18 protein-coding genes are annotated in these 17,618 nt (G+C 54.0%); 9 read left to right on the forward strand and 9 right to left on the reverse strand.

The annotated features are described in order from the left end of the window. Nucleotides 1-61: 61 nt before the first annotated feature. Complete coding sequence (gene ilvN, locus FLT43_RS10345; RefSeq protein ID WP_087444963.1) at nt 62-562, reverse strand: acetolactate synthase small subunit; 501 nt, start codon at nt 560-562, stop codon at nt 62-64. Then, nucleotides 559-2,304, reverse strand: coding sequence for a biosynthetic-type acetolactate synthase large subunit (gene ilvB, locus FLT43_RS10350; protein ID WP_087444962.1), 1,746 nt, complete (start codon nt 2,302-2,304; stop codon nt 559-561). The genes ilvN and ilvB overlap by 4 nt, the downstream gene beginning before the upstream one ends. Before the next feature lie 726 nt (nt 2,305-3,030). Between ilvB and FLT43_RS10355 the strand changes: the two genes are divergently transcribed. Further along, the gene (locus FLT43_RS10355) at nt 3,031-3,480 is read left to right on the forward strand and encodes a GNAT family N-acetyltransferase (protein ID WP_087444961.1); all 450 of its coding nucleotides are present in this window, start codon (nt 3,031-3,033) and stop codon (nt 3,478-3,480) included. A 115-nt stretch (nt 3,481-3,595) separates the two neighbouring features. Here FLT43_RS10355 and FLT43_RS10360 read toward each other — a convergent pair whose 3' ends face one another. After that, entirely contained in the window at nt 3,596-3,889 is a 294-nt protein-coding gene (locus tag FLT43_RS10360; protein ID WP_087444960.1) for a 50S ribosomal protein L33, read from the reverse strand. 142 nt (nt 3,890-4,031) lie between these two features. Further along, entirely contained in the window at nt 4,032-5,096 is a 1,065-nt protein-coding gene (locus tag FLT43_RS10365) for a nucleoid-associated protein (protein ID WP_087444959.1), read from the reverse strand. Between the two features lie 282 nt (nt 5,097-5,378). Between FLT43_RS10365 and FLT43_RS10370 the strand changes: the two genes are divergently transcribed. From FLT43_RS10370 to FLT43_RS10380, 3 genes are all read left to right on the forward strand, one after another. Continuing rightward, nucleotides 5,379-5,927 (forward strand): acyl-CoA thioesterase, encoded by a 549-nt coding sequence (locus FLT43_RS10370; RefSeq protein WP_087444958.1) that lies wholly within the window; start codon nt 5,379-5,381, stop codon nt 5,925-5,927. 295 nt (nt 5,928-6,222) lie between these two features. Further along, a complete protein-coding gene (locus FLT43_RS10375; RefSeq protein ID WP_087444957.1) occupies nt 6,223-7,515 on the forward strand; it encodes a helix-turn-helix domain-containing protein in 1,293 nt (430 codons plus the stop codon). A 467-nt stretch (nt 7,516-7,982) separates the two neighbouring features. After that, entirely contained in the window at nt 7,983-8,129 is a 147-nt protein-coding gene (locus tag FLT43_RS10380; RefSeq protein ID WP_255321586.1) for an aspartyl-phosphate phosphatase Spo0E family protein, read from the forward strand. Between the two features lie 94 nt (nt 8,130-8,223). Here the strand turns inward: FLT43_RS10380 and rplT are convergent, their stop codons facing one another. From rplT to FLT43_RS10400, 4 genes are all read right to left on the reverse strand, one after another. Further along, a complete protein-coding gene (gene rplT / locus FLT43_RS10385) occupies nt 8,224-8,583 on the reverse strand; it encodes a 50S ribosomal protein L20 (protein WP_087444955.1) in 360 nt (119 codons plus the stop codon). Between the two features lie 37 nt (nt 8,584-8,620). Then, nucleotides 8,621-8,821 (reverse strand): 50S ribosomal protein L35, encoded by a 201-nt coding sequence (gene rpmI, locus FLT43_RS10390; protein WP_006677982.1) that lies wholly within the window; start codon nt 8,819-8,821, stop codon nt 8,621-8,623. A 66-nt stretch (nt 8,822-8,887) separates the two neighbouring features. Then, nucleotides 8,888-9,385, reverse strand: coding sequence for a translation initiation factor IF-3 (infC, locus tag FLT43_RS10395; RefSeq protein WP_115057834.1), 498 nt, complete (start codon nt 9,383-9,385; stop codon nt 8,888-8,890). A gap of 301 nt (nt 9,386-9,686) precedes the next feature. Beyond that, a complete protein-coding gene (locus FLT43_RS10400) occupies nt 9,687-10,928 on the reverse strand; it encodes a glycosyltransferase family 2 protein (protein ID WP_087444954.1) in 1,242 nt (413 codons plus the stop codon). A 740-nt stretch (nt 10,929-11,668) separates the two neighbouring features. On the opposite strand from FLT43_RS10400, the gene FLT43_RS10405 reads away from it, so the two are divergent. Then, nucleotides 11,669-12,196: a phosphatase PAP2 family protein gene (locus FLT43_RS10405; protein ID WP_373994960.1), complete on the forward strand. Its 528-nt coding sequence runs from the start codon at nt 11,669-11,671 to the stop codon at nt 12,194-12,196. A 58-nt stretch (nt 12,197-12,254) separates the two neighbouring features. Beyond that, nucleotides 12,255-13,466, forward strand: coding sequence for an MGDG synthase family glycosyltransferase (locus tag FLT43_RS10410; RefSeq protein WP_244194387.1), 1,212 nt, complete (start codon nt 12,255-12,257; stop codon nt 13,464-13,466). A gap of 139 nt (nt 13,467-13,605) precedes the next feature. On the opposite strand, the gene trmB is transcribed toward FLT43_RS10410, so the two are convergent. Continuing rightward, entirely contained in the window at nt 13,606-14,334 is a 729-nt protein-coding gene (trmB, locus tag FLT43_RS10415; RefSeq protein ID WP_087444952.1) for a tRNA (guanosine(46)-N7)-methyltransferase TrmB, read from the reverse strand. A 374-nt stretch (nt 14,335-14,708) separates the two neighbouring features. Here trmB and mnmL point away from each other — a divergent pair, with 374 nt between their 5' ends. The 3 genes from mnmL (at nt 14,709) to FLT43_RS10430 (ending at nt 17,602) form a co-directional block, all read left to right on the forward strand. After that, nucleotides 14,709-15,671 (forward strand): tRNA modification radical SAM protein MnmL/YtqA, encoded by a 963-nt coding sequence (gene mnmL / locus FLT43_RS10420; RefSeq protein WP_087444951.1) that lies wholly within the window; start codon nt 14,709-14,711, stop codon nt 15,669-15,671. A gap of 1 nt (nt 15,672) precedes the next feature. Next, nucleotides 15,673-16,278 carry a tRNA 5-(aminomethyl)-2-thiouridylate-methyltransferase MnmM gene (gene mnmM / locus FLT43_RS10425; RefSeq protein ID WP_087444950.1) on the forward strand — a complete coding sequence of 202 codons (606 nt, stop codon included), beginning with the start codon at nt 15,673-15,675 and terminating at the stop codon, nt 16,276-16,278. 355 nt (nt 16,279-16,633) lie between these two features. Then, nucleotides 16,634-17,602 carry a type I phosphomannose isomerase catalytic subunit gene (locus FLT43_RS10430; RefSeq protein WP_087444949.1) on the forward strand — a complete coding sequence of 323 codons (969 nt, stop codon included), beginning with the start codon at nt 16,634-16,636 and terminating at the stop codon, nt 17,600-17,602. Nucleotides 17,603-17,618: the final 16 nt, after the last annotated feature.

Below are 17,618 nucleotides of genomic sequence, written 5' to 3' on the forward strand. Positions count from 1 at the left end.
CTCATTCGGGGAATGTCCGCGGCCGGCGCAAGTCCGGCCGGATACTGCACAGCGGTACCGGTTACTTCCCGTCTGTCGTCTGCCCGCGAACCATCGCCGTCACGCCGGTGCGGCTGATCTCGCGGATGCCGTAAGGCTTGAGCAGCTCGACCATCGCTTCGATTTTCTGGGACTCGCCCACGACTTGGACGATGATCGTGCCCGGTCCGATATCGACCACCGTCGCGCGGAACGTCTCGACGACACCGAGAATCTCCGGACGCTCCCGCGGCTCCGCCTTGACCTTGATCAAGGCCAGTTCGCGGGATACCATCGGTTGAGAGCTCAAATCGATAACCTTGATAACATCGATAATCTTATACAACTGCTTCTCTATTTGCTCCAGCGTATGCTCGTCGCCCGTCGTCACGATGACCATGCGGGAGAGGCCTTCTTCCTCCGAGGCTCCTACCGTAATGCTGTCAATGTTGAATCCGCGGCGGCCGAACAAGCCAGACACGCGCTGCAATACGCCAGGCTGATCGTTGACGATGACGGCGATGGTGTGCTTCATCGGTTTCATTCGCAATCCCCCATTATCATTTGGTCAATGGTGCAGCCCTGGGTTACCATCGGGTAGACGTTCTCGTACCTGCGTACGACGAACTCGACGACGGCCGGTCCAGGCGTATTCAAGGCCTCCGTCCAAGCTTGTTCCGCTTCTTCCTTCGTCGTCGCCCGGAAGCCGCGCACGCCGTATGCTTCCGCCAGCTTGACGAAATCCGGACTGCCTGCCAAATCGATATGACTGTACCGGTTATCGTAGATGAGCTCCTGCCATTGGCGCACCATGCCGAGCACCCGGTTGTTGATGATGGCCACCTTGACCGGAATGTTGTGGATGGCGCAGATGGCGAGTTCCTGCGCGCACATCTGCATCCCGCCGTCGCCATTGATCGAGACGACGGTCCGATCGGGGAACGCCATCTGCGCGCCGATCGCGGACGGGAAGCCGAAGCCCATCGTGCCGAGGCCGCCGGATGTAATCCAAGAGCGCGGGTGATTGAAGCGATAGTATTGAGCCGCCCACATCTGATGCTGGCCGACGTCCGTCGTCACGATCGCATTGCCTTGGGTCGTGTCATTGATCATCTGGATGACCCATTGCGGCTTCAGCTCCGCATCGGAGTCGATGAACGCCAGCGGCTTCTCCGCCTTCCACTTCTGCACCTGCTCGCGCCACGCATCTGCTTTATCGTTGTGAACCGCCGTAGCATTAGCCAATTGAAGTGTCGACTTAATATCGCCCACAATCGGAATGTCTGTCGGCACATTTTTGCCAATCTCGGCCGGGTCTATGTCAATATGCACAATCTTCGCCTTCGGGGCGAAACCATCCAGCTTCATCGTTACGCGGTCATCGAAGCGGGCGCCGATGTTGATTAGCAGGTCCGCTTGCTGTATCGCCATGTTCGACGTGTACGTTCCATGCATGCCGGGCATGCCCATCCACAATTCATTCCCGCTCGGGAAGCCGCCGAGTCCGAGCAAGGTCGTCGTCACCGGAATCTTCGTCTTGGTTACGAACTCAAGCAATTCCTCATGAGCGCCGGAATGGATGACGCCGGCTCCGGCCAGAATGACGGGCGACTCCGCTTCCGCGATGGCCTTCAGCATCTTATCGACCTGATACTTGTTCGGCTGGACGGTCGGGTGATACCCGCGAATATTCACTTCCGTCACCGGCTGGAACAAGGTCGTTGCTGCGGATACATCCTTCGGAATATCGATGAGCACCGGCCCCTTGCGGCCCGTATTCGCGATGTGGAACGCTTCATGAATGACCCGCGGCAGGTCCTCCACGTTCCGCACCAGATAGCTGTGCTTCGTAATCGGCATCGTGATGCCGGTAATATCCGCCTCCTGGAAGGCGTCTGTTCCGATAAACGTCGTCGCTACGTTGCCGGTAATGACGACGAGCGGAACCGAATCCATATATGCCGTAGCGATGCCTGTGACCAGGTTCGTTGCACCGGGACCCGATGTCGCGATGCAGACGCCGACCTTGCCGCTTGCCCGCGCATAACCGTCGGCAGCATGAATCGCGCCTTGCTCATGCCGGGTCAGGACATGATGGAAATCCTCGCGGCCGTGCATCGCGTCGTAGATGTAGAGCACGGCGCCGCCCGGATAGCCGAACACGCACTCCACACCTTCCAACAACAAGCTGCGAAGCAAAATTTCGGAGCCTGTAATCACTTCAGGCTTCATCCATTTTTCTTTTAATTCATCGGTTGAGCGCATTGTCGCTTGATGTGTGCTCATTTTGCCATCCTCCTTACGCATCCTTGTCGATTTCCACTCGGGCTTGGTTGTCATGGTGTGTTGTGCCTGGCCAGGCTTGTAATACAACAAAAAAACCTTCCGCCCCCGCAGCTTGCCAGCTGCCTAAGGGACGAAAGGTTGTGCTTCCGTGGTACCACCCATGTTCATTCCACATCTCGCGATGTGAAATCTCTGCAAGTATACGCCGATACCGTGTCCATGACGGGTACGGTCAGTGCATACTCTGGACGCCTAACGCGCGCCTGACGATTCCCCCTACTGACATATCCGGCTATAGCCTGATATCCGTTCAGGAGAACAGCTCCGAGGTGAGCTCGCCTATAAGGGATTATGGCGCCGGTCTCAGCAAGACTTCCATGCGCTCTCTGTTCATAAGGGCCCTTATGCTTCGTCCTCTTCATTGCCGTTGTAAAATATGGTCAATGTCTTTCAAATGTTTAGAAACATTATATTCCTACGATATGCAGGAGTCAAGAGGCAGTGTTAAAAAATTTTGTAAACCGGTCATCCGGCAAAATGGCCGGATAGCTTGATAAAATGCCCGAAATCGGCAGAAACCTCCGCTTTTTTCCGTACTATAACGTTTTTGAACCGTTGCTTCATTCGTAGTTCTGCTAGGGCTCGGAAGGAACTCGAAATCGGCACGGGAGACGAAGGCGGCACATATAATACATCATTCGCGATGCAGCAAAGGAGGAATCGGGCATGAACATCCGGCTTCGGCGCCCCGCTTCCGATGACCGCATCATTCGCCGCCTTATTTTGGAGGAATTGCTTCCCCATTCCAATCTCGTCTGGGAAGAGAGCCAGGTGATGAAGGATATTCCGGTTCGGCTTCGGAAGGGCGTCACCTATGTCGCAGCGAACCGCAGAAATCAGGCCGTCGGCTTCGCGCTGGTCCAAGCCAAGAACGACATCCTGCTGATTGATCTGCTCGCCGTCAGCAGCGCCGCCCAAGGCAAAGGATGCGGATCCGCGCTTCTGGAACGGGCGGAACGGTACGGGCGCACGCAGCGCTGCCTCCTCTCCCGCGTCTATGTAGATCAAGGCAACGACGCAGCACAGCGCTTCTATGAACGGCATGGCTACAGATTCAAGCGGTATATTCAGCTGATCGCCTGCCACGAGATGGAGAAGCCGCTGGACAGGCGCTGACACCCTTCCAATCCGTCCGGCGGCAGCATGAAAGCCTGGGGTCCCCCCCAGGCTCTCCGCTCCCATATCCTCATGTGGCCCGCTCGTCTTGGATGTGATGGTTGGCCGGATTCGATTACCAGAAACGACCGTACGGATAGCCTCCAAACCCGTGACCTCCGTATCCTCCGTATCCCCCGTAAGGGAATCCCCCGAAAGCGAATGGGGCCGTGCCAATAGCCAAAAGGTCGAACAGAACTAACGGAATGATTGCTTTCGTTCTTACTTTCTTGCCCTTCGATTGCGCCATGATAAGACGGTTGCCGGAAATGCGAATCAGCTTGCCGGACACGACAGAGCCGTTTTTGTGCAGCGCATATATCCGTTTCCCGACAAGCTTGGAAGCCTGAGCCTTCGTAACACCATGCATGCGAATCCCTCCTTCACGGTTAATTCCATACAAGGTATTCTTACCAGCCTCTTCCCGTCTGTATGATGGCCCTTCCATCTCAAATCTGGGTCTCGCAAGCTCTTAATCTGCTCTTCATCCTGCGCTGTCACCAGCCGCGAATCTATTCTTCCTCGTTATAGAAAACTTTATAGTAATGCATGCCCCGCTCTTCATCGAAGCCCTTCTCCACGTAAGCGAAGCTCTCGCTCTTCAGCTTCAGCTCGACCCCCGTATCGGTCCGGATATTATTTTTATACGTTCGTTTCGCCTTTTTCAAGGCAGCCTGGGAGATCGGAAATTCATTCAGCGGAGGCAGCTCATTCGCTTCCTCATAGGTCTCCTTGTATGCTTTGAAGATCGGCACAATCTCCGGCTGCACGATAACCTCCTCGGCAAAGGCCTCCTCCTCGAACTGCTCATGCTTGGCGAAGTACTCCATCGTATGGTGAATGAACTCCAGCTTTTCTTTCTTCTCCGGCGGTTCCTCCGCCGAGGCGGCGATGACATCCTCGTAGAAATGCGTACACATTTCGATATATTTATCCGTCAAATAATGCTCGTCCTCCAGCAGCCGCACATTCAAAAAATCTTCCTGCCAATAGCGGGCCGCTTCGTTGTTCTTGCCTGCCGAAGTATCGACGATGCCGACCGAATAGCCCGCTTCCGCGCGCACGTTGAGGATGAGACAGCCCTTGTCCAGCTTGCGGATGTTCGTTCCTTCCTGGATGCTGACCTGAAGCTCCTCCGGATTGCGCTCCTGCACCTGCAGAAAGACATCCTTATGCTCGGATTTCATGATGCCGATGGCGTCGATGCTGAAGTTGTTGTACAAAATGTTGTTCAGATGAACGACATACAGCTCCCCAGGCTTAATCTGCGGATGGGAGGATTGCTCGTACAGATGATTCAACAAATGAACGGACTGCTCGTGAAAGGAGTTCGCCTGCTGAAACATGCGGCTCACGTAGGTGTATACCTCATTCAACGGCAGCTCGGCCTCATGATGGAAGCGGTAGAAGGCGTCGAATTTGAAGCCGGAAATGAAGTACTTCATCAGCGTCGCCTTCACTTCGTCGCTCGGCACGTCATACAGCGCGTGAGAGACGCGAACCCCCTCTTCGCGGGCCTTGCTTCCGACCTGATGGACAACCATTTGCTGGATTTCCGCTTTGGATAAATCGATCATAACATTCCCTCTTTTCTCGAAGTCGCATCTCTCTATTGTATCGAAAATACGCGCCAATGGAAACGGAAACCGAAGGCAATCCTCCATGGCATGCCGCCGTATTTTCCCCTGTCGATCCAGACCAGAAAAGGCTCTGCTTCGCCCCGGGGGTCCGGGAGTCTGCCTTGGCATTGAGTTGGCTTATCCCCTGCTCTGGAGTACAATAGAAGGATGAGAAGCGCAGCCGTTCAGGCTGCCCCGCATTCGTGCGGAAGAGCTGATGCATGGAAAGGACGATTGAGTGTGAAGAAAGCTGATACGGATGTTCATCAATCCGTGCTTGCCCCCAAGCTATGCCGCGAATCCCGCGTGTTCAAGACGAGCCGCGTATTTCCGAACGATGTCAATAACCATGATTCCCTGTTCGGCGGCAAGCTGATGAGCGCCATCGACGAATTGGCCTCCATCTCGGCCGTGCGGCATTGCCGGTACAACGTCATAACCGCTTCGACCGATTCGGTAGATTTTCTGCGTCCGATACTGCAGTCCGATTCTGTCTGTCTGGAATCGTATGTCACCTGGACGGGACGAACGAGCATGGAGGTATTCGTCAAGGTCGTCTCGGAGAATCTGTTCTCCGGCGAGCGCGCCATCGCGGCGACTTCCTTCCTGACATTCGTAGCGGTGGATGAGCACGGCACGCCGATGATTGTGCCGCCTGTCATCCCTGACTCCGAGGAAGAGAAGCTGCTTCACGAATCGGCGCAGGAGCGGGCAGAACTGCGGAAGAAGAGACGGGCGGGAAGCAAGCAGCTCGCCAGCGAGCTGTCGACCCGCAAATATTGGGAATAATTTGCACAGTAAAAAGGGGCTGTCCCATAAGTAGTTTCTACTGCCTGTAGGATGGCCGCTTCCTTTTGCCTTGGTGCAGGCTGCTTTGAGAGAGCAATCCGAGCAGTCCTGAGTTTGGTAATGCCTCAATTGAATTTCATACCCACGATCGTTTTGCTGGCAATCTGTACACTATAAGCAGTGAGCGAATTCCAGCTCCTTTTTATGTAGCTCGCCCTCTACACCTCTTATTTACATACGATTCTTCTTATGGCAAAATATAGATAACCAAATCATGAAGCAAGGAGGGCTGATATTGGAAGCCGCAGTCGTCAGAACAATCGGGGAGCTAATCCAAGATACAAGGCGAGCGTTAGATATGACGCTCACTCAGTTATCAGAATTATCAGGTGTTCCTAGAGGGACGATATCAAGAATTGAGAATGGCGAAGTAAAGCGTCCAGAATTTTCGAGTGTTCATCCATTGGCAATGACATTGGATATCCCCTGTGAGACATTGATTGCTTATTACGTAGAGGTTGAGAAAAGATCGGATTCATTGCTACATATTCTGCAATCAACGATTCAGCAAGAAAGTTCTATTGAACTGATTCGAAAAGTCGCAACCAAATTTCTTGAATCTCCAAATGAAGACAGCTTTGACTTAACACAGAAGCTTTATCAATCCATTGACTCCGTTGATAATACCTCCGTTAAATTATCATTATACAACCTCATCATTGACTACTCGCGATCACATGGAATTATGCCTTACATCGCCAAAGGGATGTATCAACGATACCTGATTGAACGAAATGATTTCAGCAAACTGAAGGAAACGTATTATAGCGGAAAGTATATTCTTCATTATGCTGATTTCTTACCCCAACAAGAACGGGTAGAACTTTACTACAAGTTAGGAATTCATGCATACAATCTGAGACTCTATAACGATAGCATTGCACACTGCAAGAAAATTCTTACGGAAGATGCTGGTTCAAATCCATATAGGGTACATGCACTTGGTATCCTTCGAAATTCGTACTATTGTCTAGAAGATTATGAACAGACTGAACTATATGCATTACAATATAAACAATTCGACTATCCTTACACCCGAGAAAACGTTGTACTTATGGAAGCATTATTAAGTGCTAAAAAGGGGAAAATCGAACAATCCATCGATCAGCTCCTTTTATTCTTGAAATCATGCAGTAATGATTATGTCGTTCCTGCTACCAATCAACTGCTTCGCCTGTATTTACAACAAGACAACTTCGAAGGCATTAAAAACCTACTAAGCACTATCAAAATAGATCCATCCGTTATTAACAAGAACAATCCCTTAATCTGTTCAAGATACGCTGATTATCTTCAAATCAATGGAGAATATTATTTAACTATAGGTGATTATGAGACTTGTATCAATCACTTATTAGAGGCAGCACTGAACTATTCAAAGGTTAACGACACAGTTGAGGAGAAACAATGTTTGAATATGGTTATGCGTATCCATTTAGAAAAAAATGTCCCTATGCACATTCAGACAGTTGAAAAGTTAAGCTCATACTTTACTCAAAGTGTTCGAGAAACGGAGGATTTGGCATGAAACAGTTCATAAAAAAAATGTATACCCGCTATTCCCTTTATGCAATCACGATCTTGACGATAACAGCAGTATCAGGAAACGACCAAGGAGGAATTTTCCCTTGGTAAGCGCAGCGTTAAGCATTTTTTAAGTTGAATATTTCACAGCGAAGAAGCAAAAGTTAAGCGCATATTATGCTCATAGCATTAAAGAAACGGAGGTTTCAGCATGAAGCAGTTTTTTTTCAAAAAATGGTACGTTAAATCCATTCTCTGCGCAGTCATCCTTGTAACAACGGCAGCGGCATTCTCAGGAGATCATGGCAGCATACATCCGTGGTAGTCGAAAAAGCACCTAAAGGGTGCTTTTTCATTTTCCGACAAAATGTGCAAGTAACACAATTATACATTTTTGACTGAAACGTACATTACACTCAATAGAGTTAGATGCATGTGAGGTGAACAGCCATTAAGTCTATTGAGGATAAAATAAACGAATTAAGGAAAAAGTTAGTTGAGGCGGTGGGAACTAAAGGGAAATTTACGGATGAAGAAGTGGTTCGGATCAGCCAACAACTGGATTCATACATAGTTGAGTTGCAGTCGCGTCAAGCTGCAAAAAGAAGGGATCAATAAGTTTTGAAGCACCCCAATATTATACATGCCTGTTGTATTATAACGAACGCCGCACTGCCGTTCCCGGCGATGCGGCGCTCTATATGAATCCAGCTTACGCGTTTACTTTTTCTTTGGCTACCGCTGCAAGAGAGCTGAATGCATTGGCATCGTTAACTGCCATGTCAGCCAGCATTTTGCGGTTGATGTCCACGCCTGCCAGCTTCAAGCCGTGCATCAGTTTGCTGTAGGACAGTCCGTTCATGCGAGCTGCCGCGTTGATGCGGGCGATCCACAGCTTGCGGAAGTCACGCTTCCGTTGACGGCGATCGCGGTATGCATACAGCAACGATTTCATCACTTGCTCGTTCGCTGTTTTGAAGATGCGGTGTTTGGAACCGAAGTATCCCTTTGCCAGTTTCAATACTTTCTTATGACGACGACGTGTCGTAAATCCGCCTTTTACTCGTGCCATTTCGTATTAACCTCCCGATTCGATGTCTCCGAATTGCTTATTTCAAGTTTTTCAATTGCTGCTTCATGCGGTTAACGTCGCCTGCTGCCATCACTGGGCTCGTTGCCAGGTTGCGCTTTTGGCGTTGCGATTTATGGGAAAGCAAATGGTTGCGGTACGCTTTGTAGCGACGCACTTTACCAGTACCCGTAATTTTGAAGCGGCCCTTCAAGCTGCTATGCGTTTTCATCTTAGGCATAATCAATTATCCTCCTCAAGTTCGGTGTTCATCCATCCCGCCGCCTTCTCCAGCGCGGCAGGTCGTTTAGGTGCTCTTCGGCGCCAAAATCATAATCATGCTGCGGCCTTCCAGCTTCGGAACGCGTTCTACGATGCACAGTTCGTTCGCTTCGACGAGAACACGGTCAAGAACCTTCTTACCGATAGCGGCGTGAGCAATCTCACGGCCGCGGAAGCGGACCGAGCATTTAACCTTATCGCCTTCACGCAGGAACTTCAAGACGTTGCGCAGCTTCGTCTGGAAATCATGCTCGTCAATGTTCGCGCGGAACCAGACTTCCTTGATATCGACCGTCTTCTGATTCTTGCGCGCTTCTTTCTCTTTCTTCTGCTGCTCATAGCGGAACTTGCCGTAGTCCATAATCCGGCATACGGGCGGCTTCGCCTGCGGAGCCACATTCACTAGGTCCATGTTCGCATCGTAAGCCATCTGCAGCGCTTCGCGGTACGGCTTGATGCCGATCTGCTCGCCTTCCGGGCCGACTAGTCGAACTTCCTTCGCACGAATCTCCTCGTTAACCAAATGATCTTTGCTAATGGTGTGCCACCTCCATAATCGAATTCCCACTTCGCTCTTGCAAACTTCTATTGTATGCAAAAAGGGATGCGGGCTCAAGAGCCCACATCCCTCACATCGACTAATTATCATCATGTGAAACACCGCCAACGCGGCAAATCGTCAGAACCAGCCAACCTACGTCGGACAGGTGAGAAGCGGGCGCTCCTGCTTAATCAAAATCATATGCAATTTGAACACTCAATTACTATATCACTCTTGCGGATTCATTGTCAAGACATTCTTTCCGCTCCAGGATAATCCCGAATCAGGATACCTGCTTGCCCTGCATTTCCTCCAAGCGCACGACCCGCGTATGCTCGGTATGGCTCCATACTTTGTTGTTCTGCGTGAAGAATGCATAGAACGTAATCGGCCACCAGGACAGCAGATAAATTGGGAACGTGATGAGCGACGCGTAGATGCGCCATGACTTGACGCCCTCCAATACGAGCGCCAGCACGAACACGCTGCACGTCAGCACAAACGACACCACCGTCACCCATGACGGCAAATATTCAAAGAACGTAGCTACATTCGGCCCGTTGAAAATCGCCGCGTCCACCCACAAGAAGGCGGTCATAAGAAACGTCAGCAGGACGGTGTATACCGTAATCGTATAGAGCGCCATATCGAACTTCGCCATATTGCGCTCCTTGATGCTCTTCCACAGCAGCGGGAAGAAATAGCGGCGCGCCACCGTAAAGTGGCCCTGCATCCAGCGAAGACGCTGGCGTGCCGACGCCTTGAACGTCAACGGCTTCTCGTCGTATACGCGCGCATTGTAATTGAGCACCGGATTGATGCCGTTCATGACGCAGCGCGCCGTGAATTCCAGATCCTCGACCAGGCTTGTCGCGCCCCAGCCCATATCCTTCAGCAGTTGGCTCTCGAAGCACATACCGGTTCCGCCGAGGAAGTTCGCCAGCTTCAGATTTTTGCGGGACAGCTGCCACAGCCGGTTGCAGTACCAGTAAGTGACCCCGTAAGCGGCCGTAATCCACGAGTCATGCGGGTTCTTGGTATCGATATAGCCCTGGATGACGCGCGCGCCGGAGCACAGATCATTGTTCATTTCACGCAGGAAATCCATGCTGACCAGATTGTCCGCGTCGAGCATGACGATCGCATCGTATTGGCGCGGCATCTCCCACAGATTCTTCAGCATCCATTCAATGGCATAGCCTTTGCCTCGCTGATGAGGATTGTGGCGCTCGCATGCCGTCACGCCATGCTCTCTTACGATGCCCGCCGTGTTGTCGGTACAGTTATCGCAAATGACAAAGATGTCATACATTTCCTTCGGATAGTCAAGCTGCTTCAAGTTCTCGACAAGCGCTCCAATTACCGCTTCCTCGTTATGTGCGGCCACAATGACGGCGAACGATTTCTGCGGGTCGTAGGCTTGTCGTTTCTTTTCACGGTAAATGCCGAACAGCGACAAGGTGAATTGATACACCCCGAGCGCGGCCAACAACACCTGCAAGCCGATAAATAACTTATCCACCATGTTGGTGTCCCCCTTTTAACCCCTGATGATATTTCACTTTTTCTGTAAGCACGCCTTTTCTTTGTTTTTCATGGCATGCCTCGGTCATGTTTACCCCGGCAGAAAACGGTCGATCCCGATTTTCTAACGTTTGCATCCGTTTGTCAAAAGCCTAATATTGGCTTTCATTCGTTATTTGCTTCATTTTCATGCAAAAATGATCATGAAGTGGCAGGCGTTCGGGCTCTGACGGGGTATTTTCTTTATTTTCGTCCAAATGCTAAGAAATTATGGCTTTGGACCCCCATTTCGTCAAAAAAAGATAACGAACCCGACTATAGAGGCATTCCGCCTTCCCTTGGACCGCATGGGCATACGCCTACATCATATAATAACGTAACCGCTCGCGCAAAGGTTGCTGTCCAAAATCAACCTCCCAAGGCTGACTTGCAGCTATCACCATGTTACCCCTAGCGTTCGAAAGTGAAACATCCGTCAGGCGCTGCCGCCGCAATCAGGAGAAACGTCCTACGGACAGAAGAGACCGAACGGGAGGATGGAACAGCTTTCGTCAAGCTTCGCCGTTGGTCTGTACGCTCTTCCCAAATTAGATTGAAATCATGAGCAAATATAAATATGATTAAGTATGTTTGCCGCTCCCAGGAAGGGGTACATCAAAAATTCACAAATTCCTTATCTTCTGTTAATGTAAAGTTGTTACGATTGCATCAAAATCTATCGCATAACGGAGGGGTGACATGTTGACCCGTGTTATCGCGTGGCTTGGATACCGTGAACGGCAGTTGTTTCTGTGGATTAATCAGCGTCTTCATCATCACTGGATGAACTTGGTGCTCTATACAATGACTCATCTCGGGGGAGCGACATTCACGATCGCATTCTCGCTTATCCTTGGCCTGTTCGCGCCTGACCCTTGGAGCCGGATTGGCTGGCAGTGTCTGGTTGCGCTGGCTGTAAGCCATATTCCTGTTTTCCTTATAAAAAAATGCTACCCGCGGGTTCGCCCCCACCTGGCGCTGCCCGATATACGAACATTTCGCAAGCCGCTCATCGACCATTCTTTCCCGTCGGGACATACGACGGCCATCTTTTCGATCGTTATGCCGATTATGATGGCTTTTCCGATTCTAACCTGGGCACTGCTTCCCGTCGCCTTGATCGTGGCGTTGTCCCGGATGTATCTTGGCCTTCATTATCCTTCCGATTGCTTGGCCGGGGCCTTGATCGGAACCGGGGCGGCCGTAGGCACGGTCTCTTTCTGGACATAATGGAGGCGGGTTCGGACAACCAAGCAGTAACACTAATTAGAATAGAAGGGTGACCAACATGGAGGAACCTGTCACATGGTCCGTGCCGGCAGGCTTCGCTTTTATACACGATAACGAAGGCAAGAAGCGGATTCTCGTCCTGTCGGAGCGCTTCGGAGCCGGACACACTCAGGCCGCGCACGCCCTGGCCGTCAGTCTTCGGAAGCTGTCCCCGCATGTGCAGACGCGCGTGATTGAGTTGGGCAGCTTTTTGAATCCGCGGACGGCTCCGCTCATTATCGAGGCTTACCGCAAGACCGTCACCGTGCAGCCTAGATTGGTCGGCTTCATGTACAGGACTCAATATAACAAATCATTGAACCGGCTGACCACGATGGCGCTTCATCGCGTCTTCTATACGCAGGCGATGACGGTCATGCGCCAGCTGAGGCCAGATATGATTGTATGCACCCATCCGATTCCGAATGCCGTCATCTCGCGGCTGCGCCGGCTGGGCCTGAATGTGCCGCTCTGCACGGTCATTACCGATTATGATGCGCATGCTACCTGGGTCAGTCCCGGGGTAAGCCGTTATCTCGTGCCGACGCCCGAAGTGCAGGCGAAGCTGGAATCGCATGGGGTGCCGGCCGAACGCATCCAGGTGACCGGCATCCCCGTTCATCCGAAGTTCTGGGAGACGCATGACCGGAATACGAAGGCGGCCATCCGCCGGCGCTTCGGCCTGAAGGAGATCCCGACCGTCCTCGTCATGGGCGGCGGCTGGGGACTCATGGACCCGAGCTGCTCCAGCGAACTGCTGACCCGTTGGCGCAATGACATCCAGTTCTTGTTCTGCATCGGTGACAATGAGAAGCTCCGCCAGCGCCTGCTGGACACCCCGAGATTCCGCCATGAGAACATCCGTCTCATTGGCTACACGCAACAAATCGATCAACTGATGGACGTATCCGATCTGCTGATCACGAAGCCGGGCGGAATGACCTGCACCGAAGCGATGGCGAAAGGCATTCCGATGCTGTTCTACGAACCGTTGCCGGGCCAAGAAGAAGAGAATTTGCATTATTTTGCAGAAAAAGGATACGGCGAACCGATCGGGAGCTCCCATACGATAACGAGCTGGATGAACAAGCTGGCCTATCACTATGAGGAGGTCGCCTCGCGCCGGCGCGAATTCGAGCTGAACGCCTCGCGGTATCATCCGAAGGCGTGCGCCGACGCCATATTGAGCATGCTATACGAGCAGCCGCCCACCGGCAGCTCCTCTGCCTGACTTGTCATTTCTTAAGTTAATACGCCTATTCCCCGCCCGGGTCTGGACTCGCATCCAGGACCGGGCTTTGTGTTGCGGCCGGACATGACAAAGCCGCCGGCTTCCGGGCATCGCCCAAGCCGGCGGCTAACCTGACGCCTTATTGCTGCGGGACAGGCTGTCCTCCCTTGCCAAACGGCAGTGAAGCCCGGTATTGCTCGTAAGCCTCGCGCCCCACCAGAACTTCCACACGGTGAATGTTCATGCCTCTGCTCGAGAACTTCTCTTCATATTCCGTCATGACATGATCCGGATGAGGACCGTCCCGGTGCAGGTCAAGCGAGATATTCCGCATCTGAAGACCGACCTCGGCGTAGGAATTCAAGGAGTATTCGAACAGTGTCACCGAGTCAGTCTTCTGATGGATCTCTCCGCGTTCATTCAGAACATGCTTATATTTCTCGATAAAACGGGGATGAGTCAAGCGCCGGCGCGCATGGCGCTTCTTCGGCCACGGATCGCTGAAATTCAGAAAAAGTCGCTCGATCTCGCCCTCCGCAAACATCGATTCCAAGTATTCAATGTTCGCCCGCACCAGCCTCAAGTTCGCATCGGTGTCCACACCCAGCTCGCCGCGGATCGTCTCGGCCTTCTCGCAGGCGCGCGCGATTAATTCATCGTACATATCGATGCCGATGAAGTTCACATCCGGGTGCCGACGGCTCATTGCGCTGATGAACTGGCCTTTGCCCATGCCCAGCTCCACATGGATCGGGCGGCCGTTGCCGAAAATATCATGCCAGCGGCCCCGTGCCGATTGAGGGTCCAGGATCGCAATCTTCGATTGCTCCAGCAGCTCAGGAGCCCCTTTTTTGCCTCGTAAACGCATCTGTTTTCCTCCAACCTCAGTATGCTCTAATCCTCTATTCTGCATGACCGGCACGCAATTGTAAAGAGCCGCCTGCCATCGCCCTGCCTTGCGCTTCCCTGCACATCAGCAAGACGCCGTCTAGTTCAAACATGAACACGAAATTATCAGCCTCTCGGCTCCCCTCCGTCCCTCTTCCGGTTCCCCCCGCGGACGGTGCCGTATCTTCGCTTTTCAAGCGAGATCTGCTACAATAAAACCACGGCCGCCTGCCGCTCGCCAAGCGCGCTGCGGCAGGCTGGCGGCGGGTTGCAGGCGCAACCGGACGCCACAGACTGCCGGAAGCCGCTGCTTCCCTCCGAGGCCGACTTAGATGAGGAAAGGGCTTGTCATCATTGAAATATCCGAAGCTCGAACGGCCGCCTGTCCCCCTCGATTGGGGAGACAAGCGGTTCCATACATGGAACGCCGAGATGCGCCGCCAGTTCGGGGGCAAAGTCTTCAAGGTGATGCTGGATGCCGGCTTCACCTGCCCGAACCGGGACGGACGCATCGCCATCGGGGGCTGCACCTTCTGCAGTTCACGGGGCTCCGGCGATTTCGCGGGCTCCCGCCGCAACGATCTCGTTACCCAATTCAACACGATTCGCGACCGCCAGCATGAGAAATGGCCGAATGCAAGCTATATCGGCTACTTCCAGGCCTACACGAATACGTATGCGCCGGTCGACACGCTGCGCGAGTATTTCGAGGTCATCCTGGAGCAGCCGGGGGTGGTCGGCCTGTCGATCGCCACCCGTCCCGACTGCTTGCCGGACGATGTCGTCGAGTATTTGGCCGAGCTGAACGAGCGCACGTACCTCTGGCTGGAGATGGGCCTGCAGACGATTCACGAATCGACCTCTACGCTCATCAACCGGGCGCATGACACCGCCTGCTATGAGGAGGCGGTCGCGAAGCTGCGCAAGCACAATATCCGTATCTGCACCCATATCATATATGGACTGCCGCAGGAGACGCATGAGATGATGATGGAGACGGCCGCAGCGGTCGCCCGCATGGACGTGCAGGGCATCAAGCTCCATCTGCTCCATCTCATGCGCAAGACGCCGATGGTGAAGCAGTATGAAGCGGGCCTGCTCCGCTTCCTGGAGATGGACGAATACGTGAAGCTCATCGTCGACACGCTGGAGATTCTGCCGCCCGAGATGATCGTGCACCGCGTGACGGGCGATGCCCCGCGCGACCTCTTGATCGGGCCCACGTGGAGCCTGCGCAAGTGGGAAGTGCTGAACGCGATCGACGCCGAGCTGCGCCGCCGCGATACGTGGCAGGGCAAGCTGTGGAGGGAGAGCTAACATGGGCTTCCTCTCCGTACTCAGCTTCGCGCAGCAGGCCGTGAAGGAGCGCGTGCAGCCGGGCGACCGCGCCGTGGACGCGACGATGGGCACCGGCGTGGACACGCTCTTCCTTGCCCGGCTCGTCGGGCCGCGCGGGTCGGTCGCGGCCTTCGATATCCAGGCGGCGGCGCTCGAGCTGACCCGCCGCCGCCTGGAGGATGCCTTCGGCGCGGACGGCGGCGCGCAGGTCGAGCTGCTGCAGCACAGCCATGCAGCGATGACCTGTGCGCTGCCCCCGGCATGGCACGGAACGACGGCAGCCGTCATGTTCAACCTCGGCTATCTGCCGGCGGTGGACGCGGACAAGCGCGTCATGACGGAGCCGTCCACGACGCTGGCGGCGCTGGAGGACGCCCTGACGCTGCTGCGTCCGGGCGGGGTGCTGACCGCCGTCGTGTACCCGGGCCATGCCGGGGGCGACCGTGAAGCGGACGCCGTCCGCGCCTGGGCGGAGACGCTGCCCGCCGCCAGAGGCCAGGCAGTCGTCTACCGCATGCTCCAGCGGCCGGAGGCGCCTTACGTCATCGCGGTCGAGAAGGCACGCTCCCGAAGCGCGGAGCAATAACCATAGAAGACAGGGCGGTTCAGGCGCGGCGACGCGGACGCTGACCCATACGAATGGCGTACTTCGCCTCGCCTTTCTCGGCTTCCCGGGAACGGATGAATCCGGGATCGAGTTAATCGAAGGCTGCCGCGAGGCGCTCCCGGCCGAAGGACTCGTTCATCATATCGCCTTCACCGTTGACGATATCGATGCCGAATTGGCCCGCATTCAGTCGCTCGGCTCCGTCGAGCTTATTGATCAGGAAATCGTCACTTTGCCGAACGGCAGCCGCTACTTTTTTTCAAGGTGCCGGACGGCGAGTGGCTTGAATTTTCCATACGACCACCAAATAGAGATAACGGGAGTGAGAGACATCATGACAACACCATACCCACTGAAGTTTCAACCTGAGTTCAAGGAACGTGTCTGGGGCGGCCGCGCGCTGACCCAATTCGGCCTGGATCTGCCGGAAGGGCATATCGGCGAAGGCTGGATGATCGGAGACCATCCGAACGGAACGACGAAGGTTATCAACGGCGAGCTGGCCGGCCAAGGCCTCGATCAAGTGCGCGAGCAATACGGCAAGGAATGGTTCGGCTTGAAGGGCTTCTCCGAGAAAAACGGCCGCTTCCCGCTGCTGATCAAGCTGCTCGATTGCAACGATGATCTGTCGGTGCAGGTGCATCCGACCGACGATTATGAAGGGCTGCCGACAGGCGAGCTGGGCAAGACCGAGATGTGGTATGTGCTCGATGCCAAGCCAGGAGCCAAGATCATCTATGGCTTGAAGGATGGAGTCGACCGCGAGGCACTGGCGGCAGCAATCGCGGAAGGCCGCATCATGGAGGCGCTGCAGGAGGTTCCAGTCCAAGCCGGCGATTCCTTCTACATTCCGGCCGGCACGGTGCATGCGCTGTGCGCCGGCGTCGTCGTCGCCGAGGTGCAGCAGAACTCCGACACGACATACCGCCTGTATGACTATAACCGTCCGGGCCTCGACGGCAAGCCGCGCGAGCTGCACATCGAGGATTCCTTGAATGTCATCGCCTATGAAGGCGCTGGCGCGACCCGGATGAAGACCGACAACGCGGAGCCGAATGAATGGCTGACGCTGGCGGAATCGCCATACTTCCGGGTAGAAAAAGGCATCGTCACGCAGCCGTGGAGCCTGTCCACGACGGCGGACAGCTTCGTCATCCTCGTCGTATGCGAAGGCAAGGGCACACTGCGCTGGGCCGATCAAGAGCTGACGCTGGCGGCCGGAGAATGCTTCCTTCTCCCGGCGAACCTCGGCGCGTACACGCTGGAAGGCGGCTGCACGGTGCTCCGTTCCGTTGCCCCTTAATGCGATAGGAACCGTC

The sequence above is a fragment of the Paenibacillus thiaminolyticus genome (genome assembly GCF_007066085.1).
GTDB lineage: Bacteria > Bacillota > Bacilli > Paenibacillales > Paenibacillaceae > Paenibacillus_B > Paenibacillus_B thiaminolyticus.

Excerpts from the sequence above, each read along its gene's own strand:
- ilvN (WP_087444963.1), bottom strand. The coding sequence starts at position 562 with ATGAAACCGATGAAGCACACCATCGCCGTCATCGTCAACGATCAGCCT.
- ilvB (WP_087444962.1), bottom strand. The coding sequence starts at position 2,304 with ATGAGCACACATCAAGCGACAATGCGCTCAACCGATGAATTAAAAGAA.
- FLT43_RS10355 (WP_087444961.1), top strand. The coding sequence starts at position 3,031 with ATGAACATCCGGCTTCGGCGCCCCGCTTCCGATGACCGCATCATTCGC.
- FLT43_RS10360 (WP_087444960.1), bottom strand. The coding sequence starts at position 3,889 with ATGCATGGTGTTACGAAGGCTCAGGCTTCCAAGCTTGTCGGGAAACGG.
- FLT43_RS10365 (WP_087444959.1), bottom strand. The coding sequence starts at position 5,096 with ATGATCGATTTATCCAAAGCGGAAATCCAGCAAATGGTTGTCCATCAG.
- rplT (WP_087444955.1), bottom strand. The coding sequence starts at position 8,583 with ATGGCACGAGTAAAAGGCGGATTTACGACACGTCGTCGTCATAAGAAA.
- rpmI (WP_006677982.1), bottom strand. The coding sequence starts at position 8,821 with ATGCCTAAGATGAAAACGCATAGCAGCTTGAAGGGCCGCTTCAAAATT.
- FLT43_RS10400 (WP_087444954.1), bottom strand. The coding sequence starts at position 10,928 with ATGGTGGATAAGTTATTTATCGGCTTGCAGGTGTTGTTGGCCGCGCTC.
- FLT43_RS10410 (WP_244194387.1), top strand. The coding sequence starts at position 12,255 with ATGGAGGAACCTGTCACATGGTCCGTGCCGGCAGGCTTCGCTTTTATA.
- trmB (WP_087444952.1), bottom strand. The coding sequence starts at position 14,334 with ATGCGTTTACGAGGCAAAAAAGGGGCTCCTGAGCTGCTGGAGCAATCG.
- mnmM (WP_087444950.1), top strand. The coding sequence starts at position 15,673 with ATGGGCTTCCTCTCCGTACTCAGCTTCGCGCAGCAGGCCGTGAAGGAG.
- FLT43_RS10430 (WP_087444949.1), top strand. The coding sequence starts at position 16,634 with ATGACAACACCATACCCACTGAAGTTTCAACCTGAGTTCAAGGAACGT.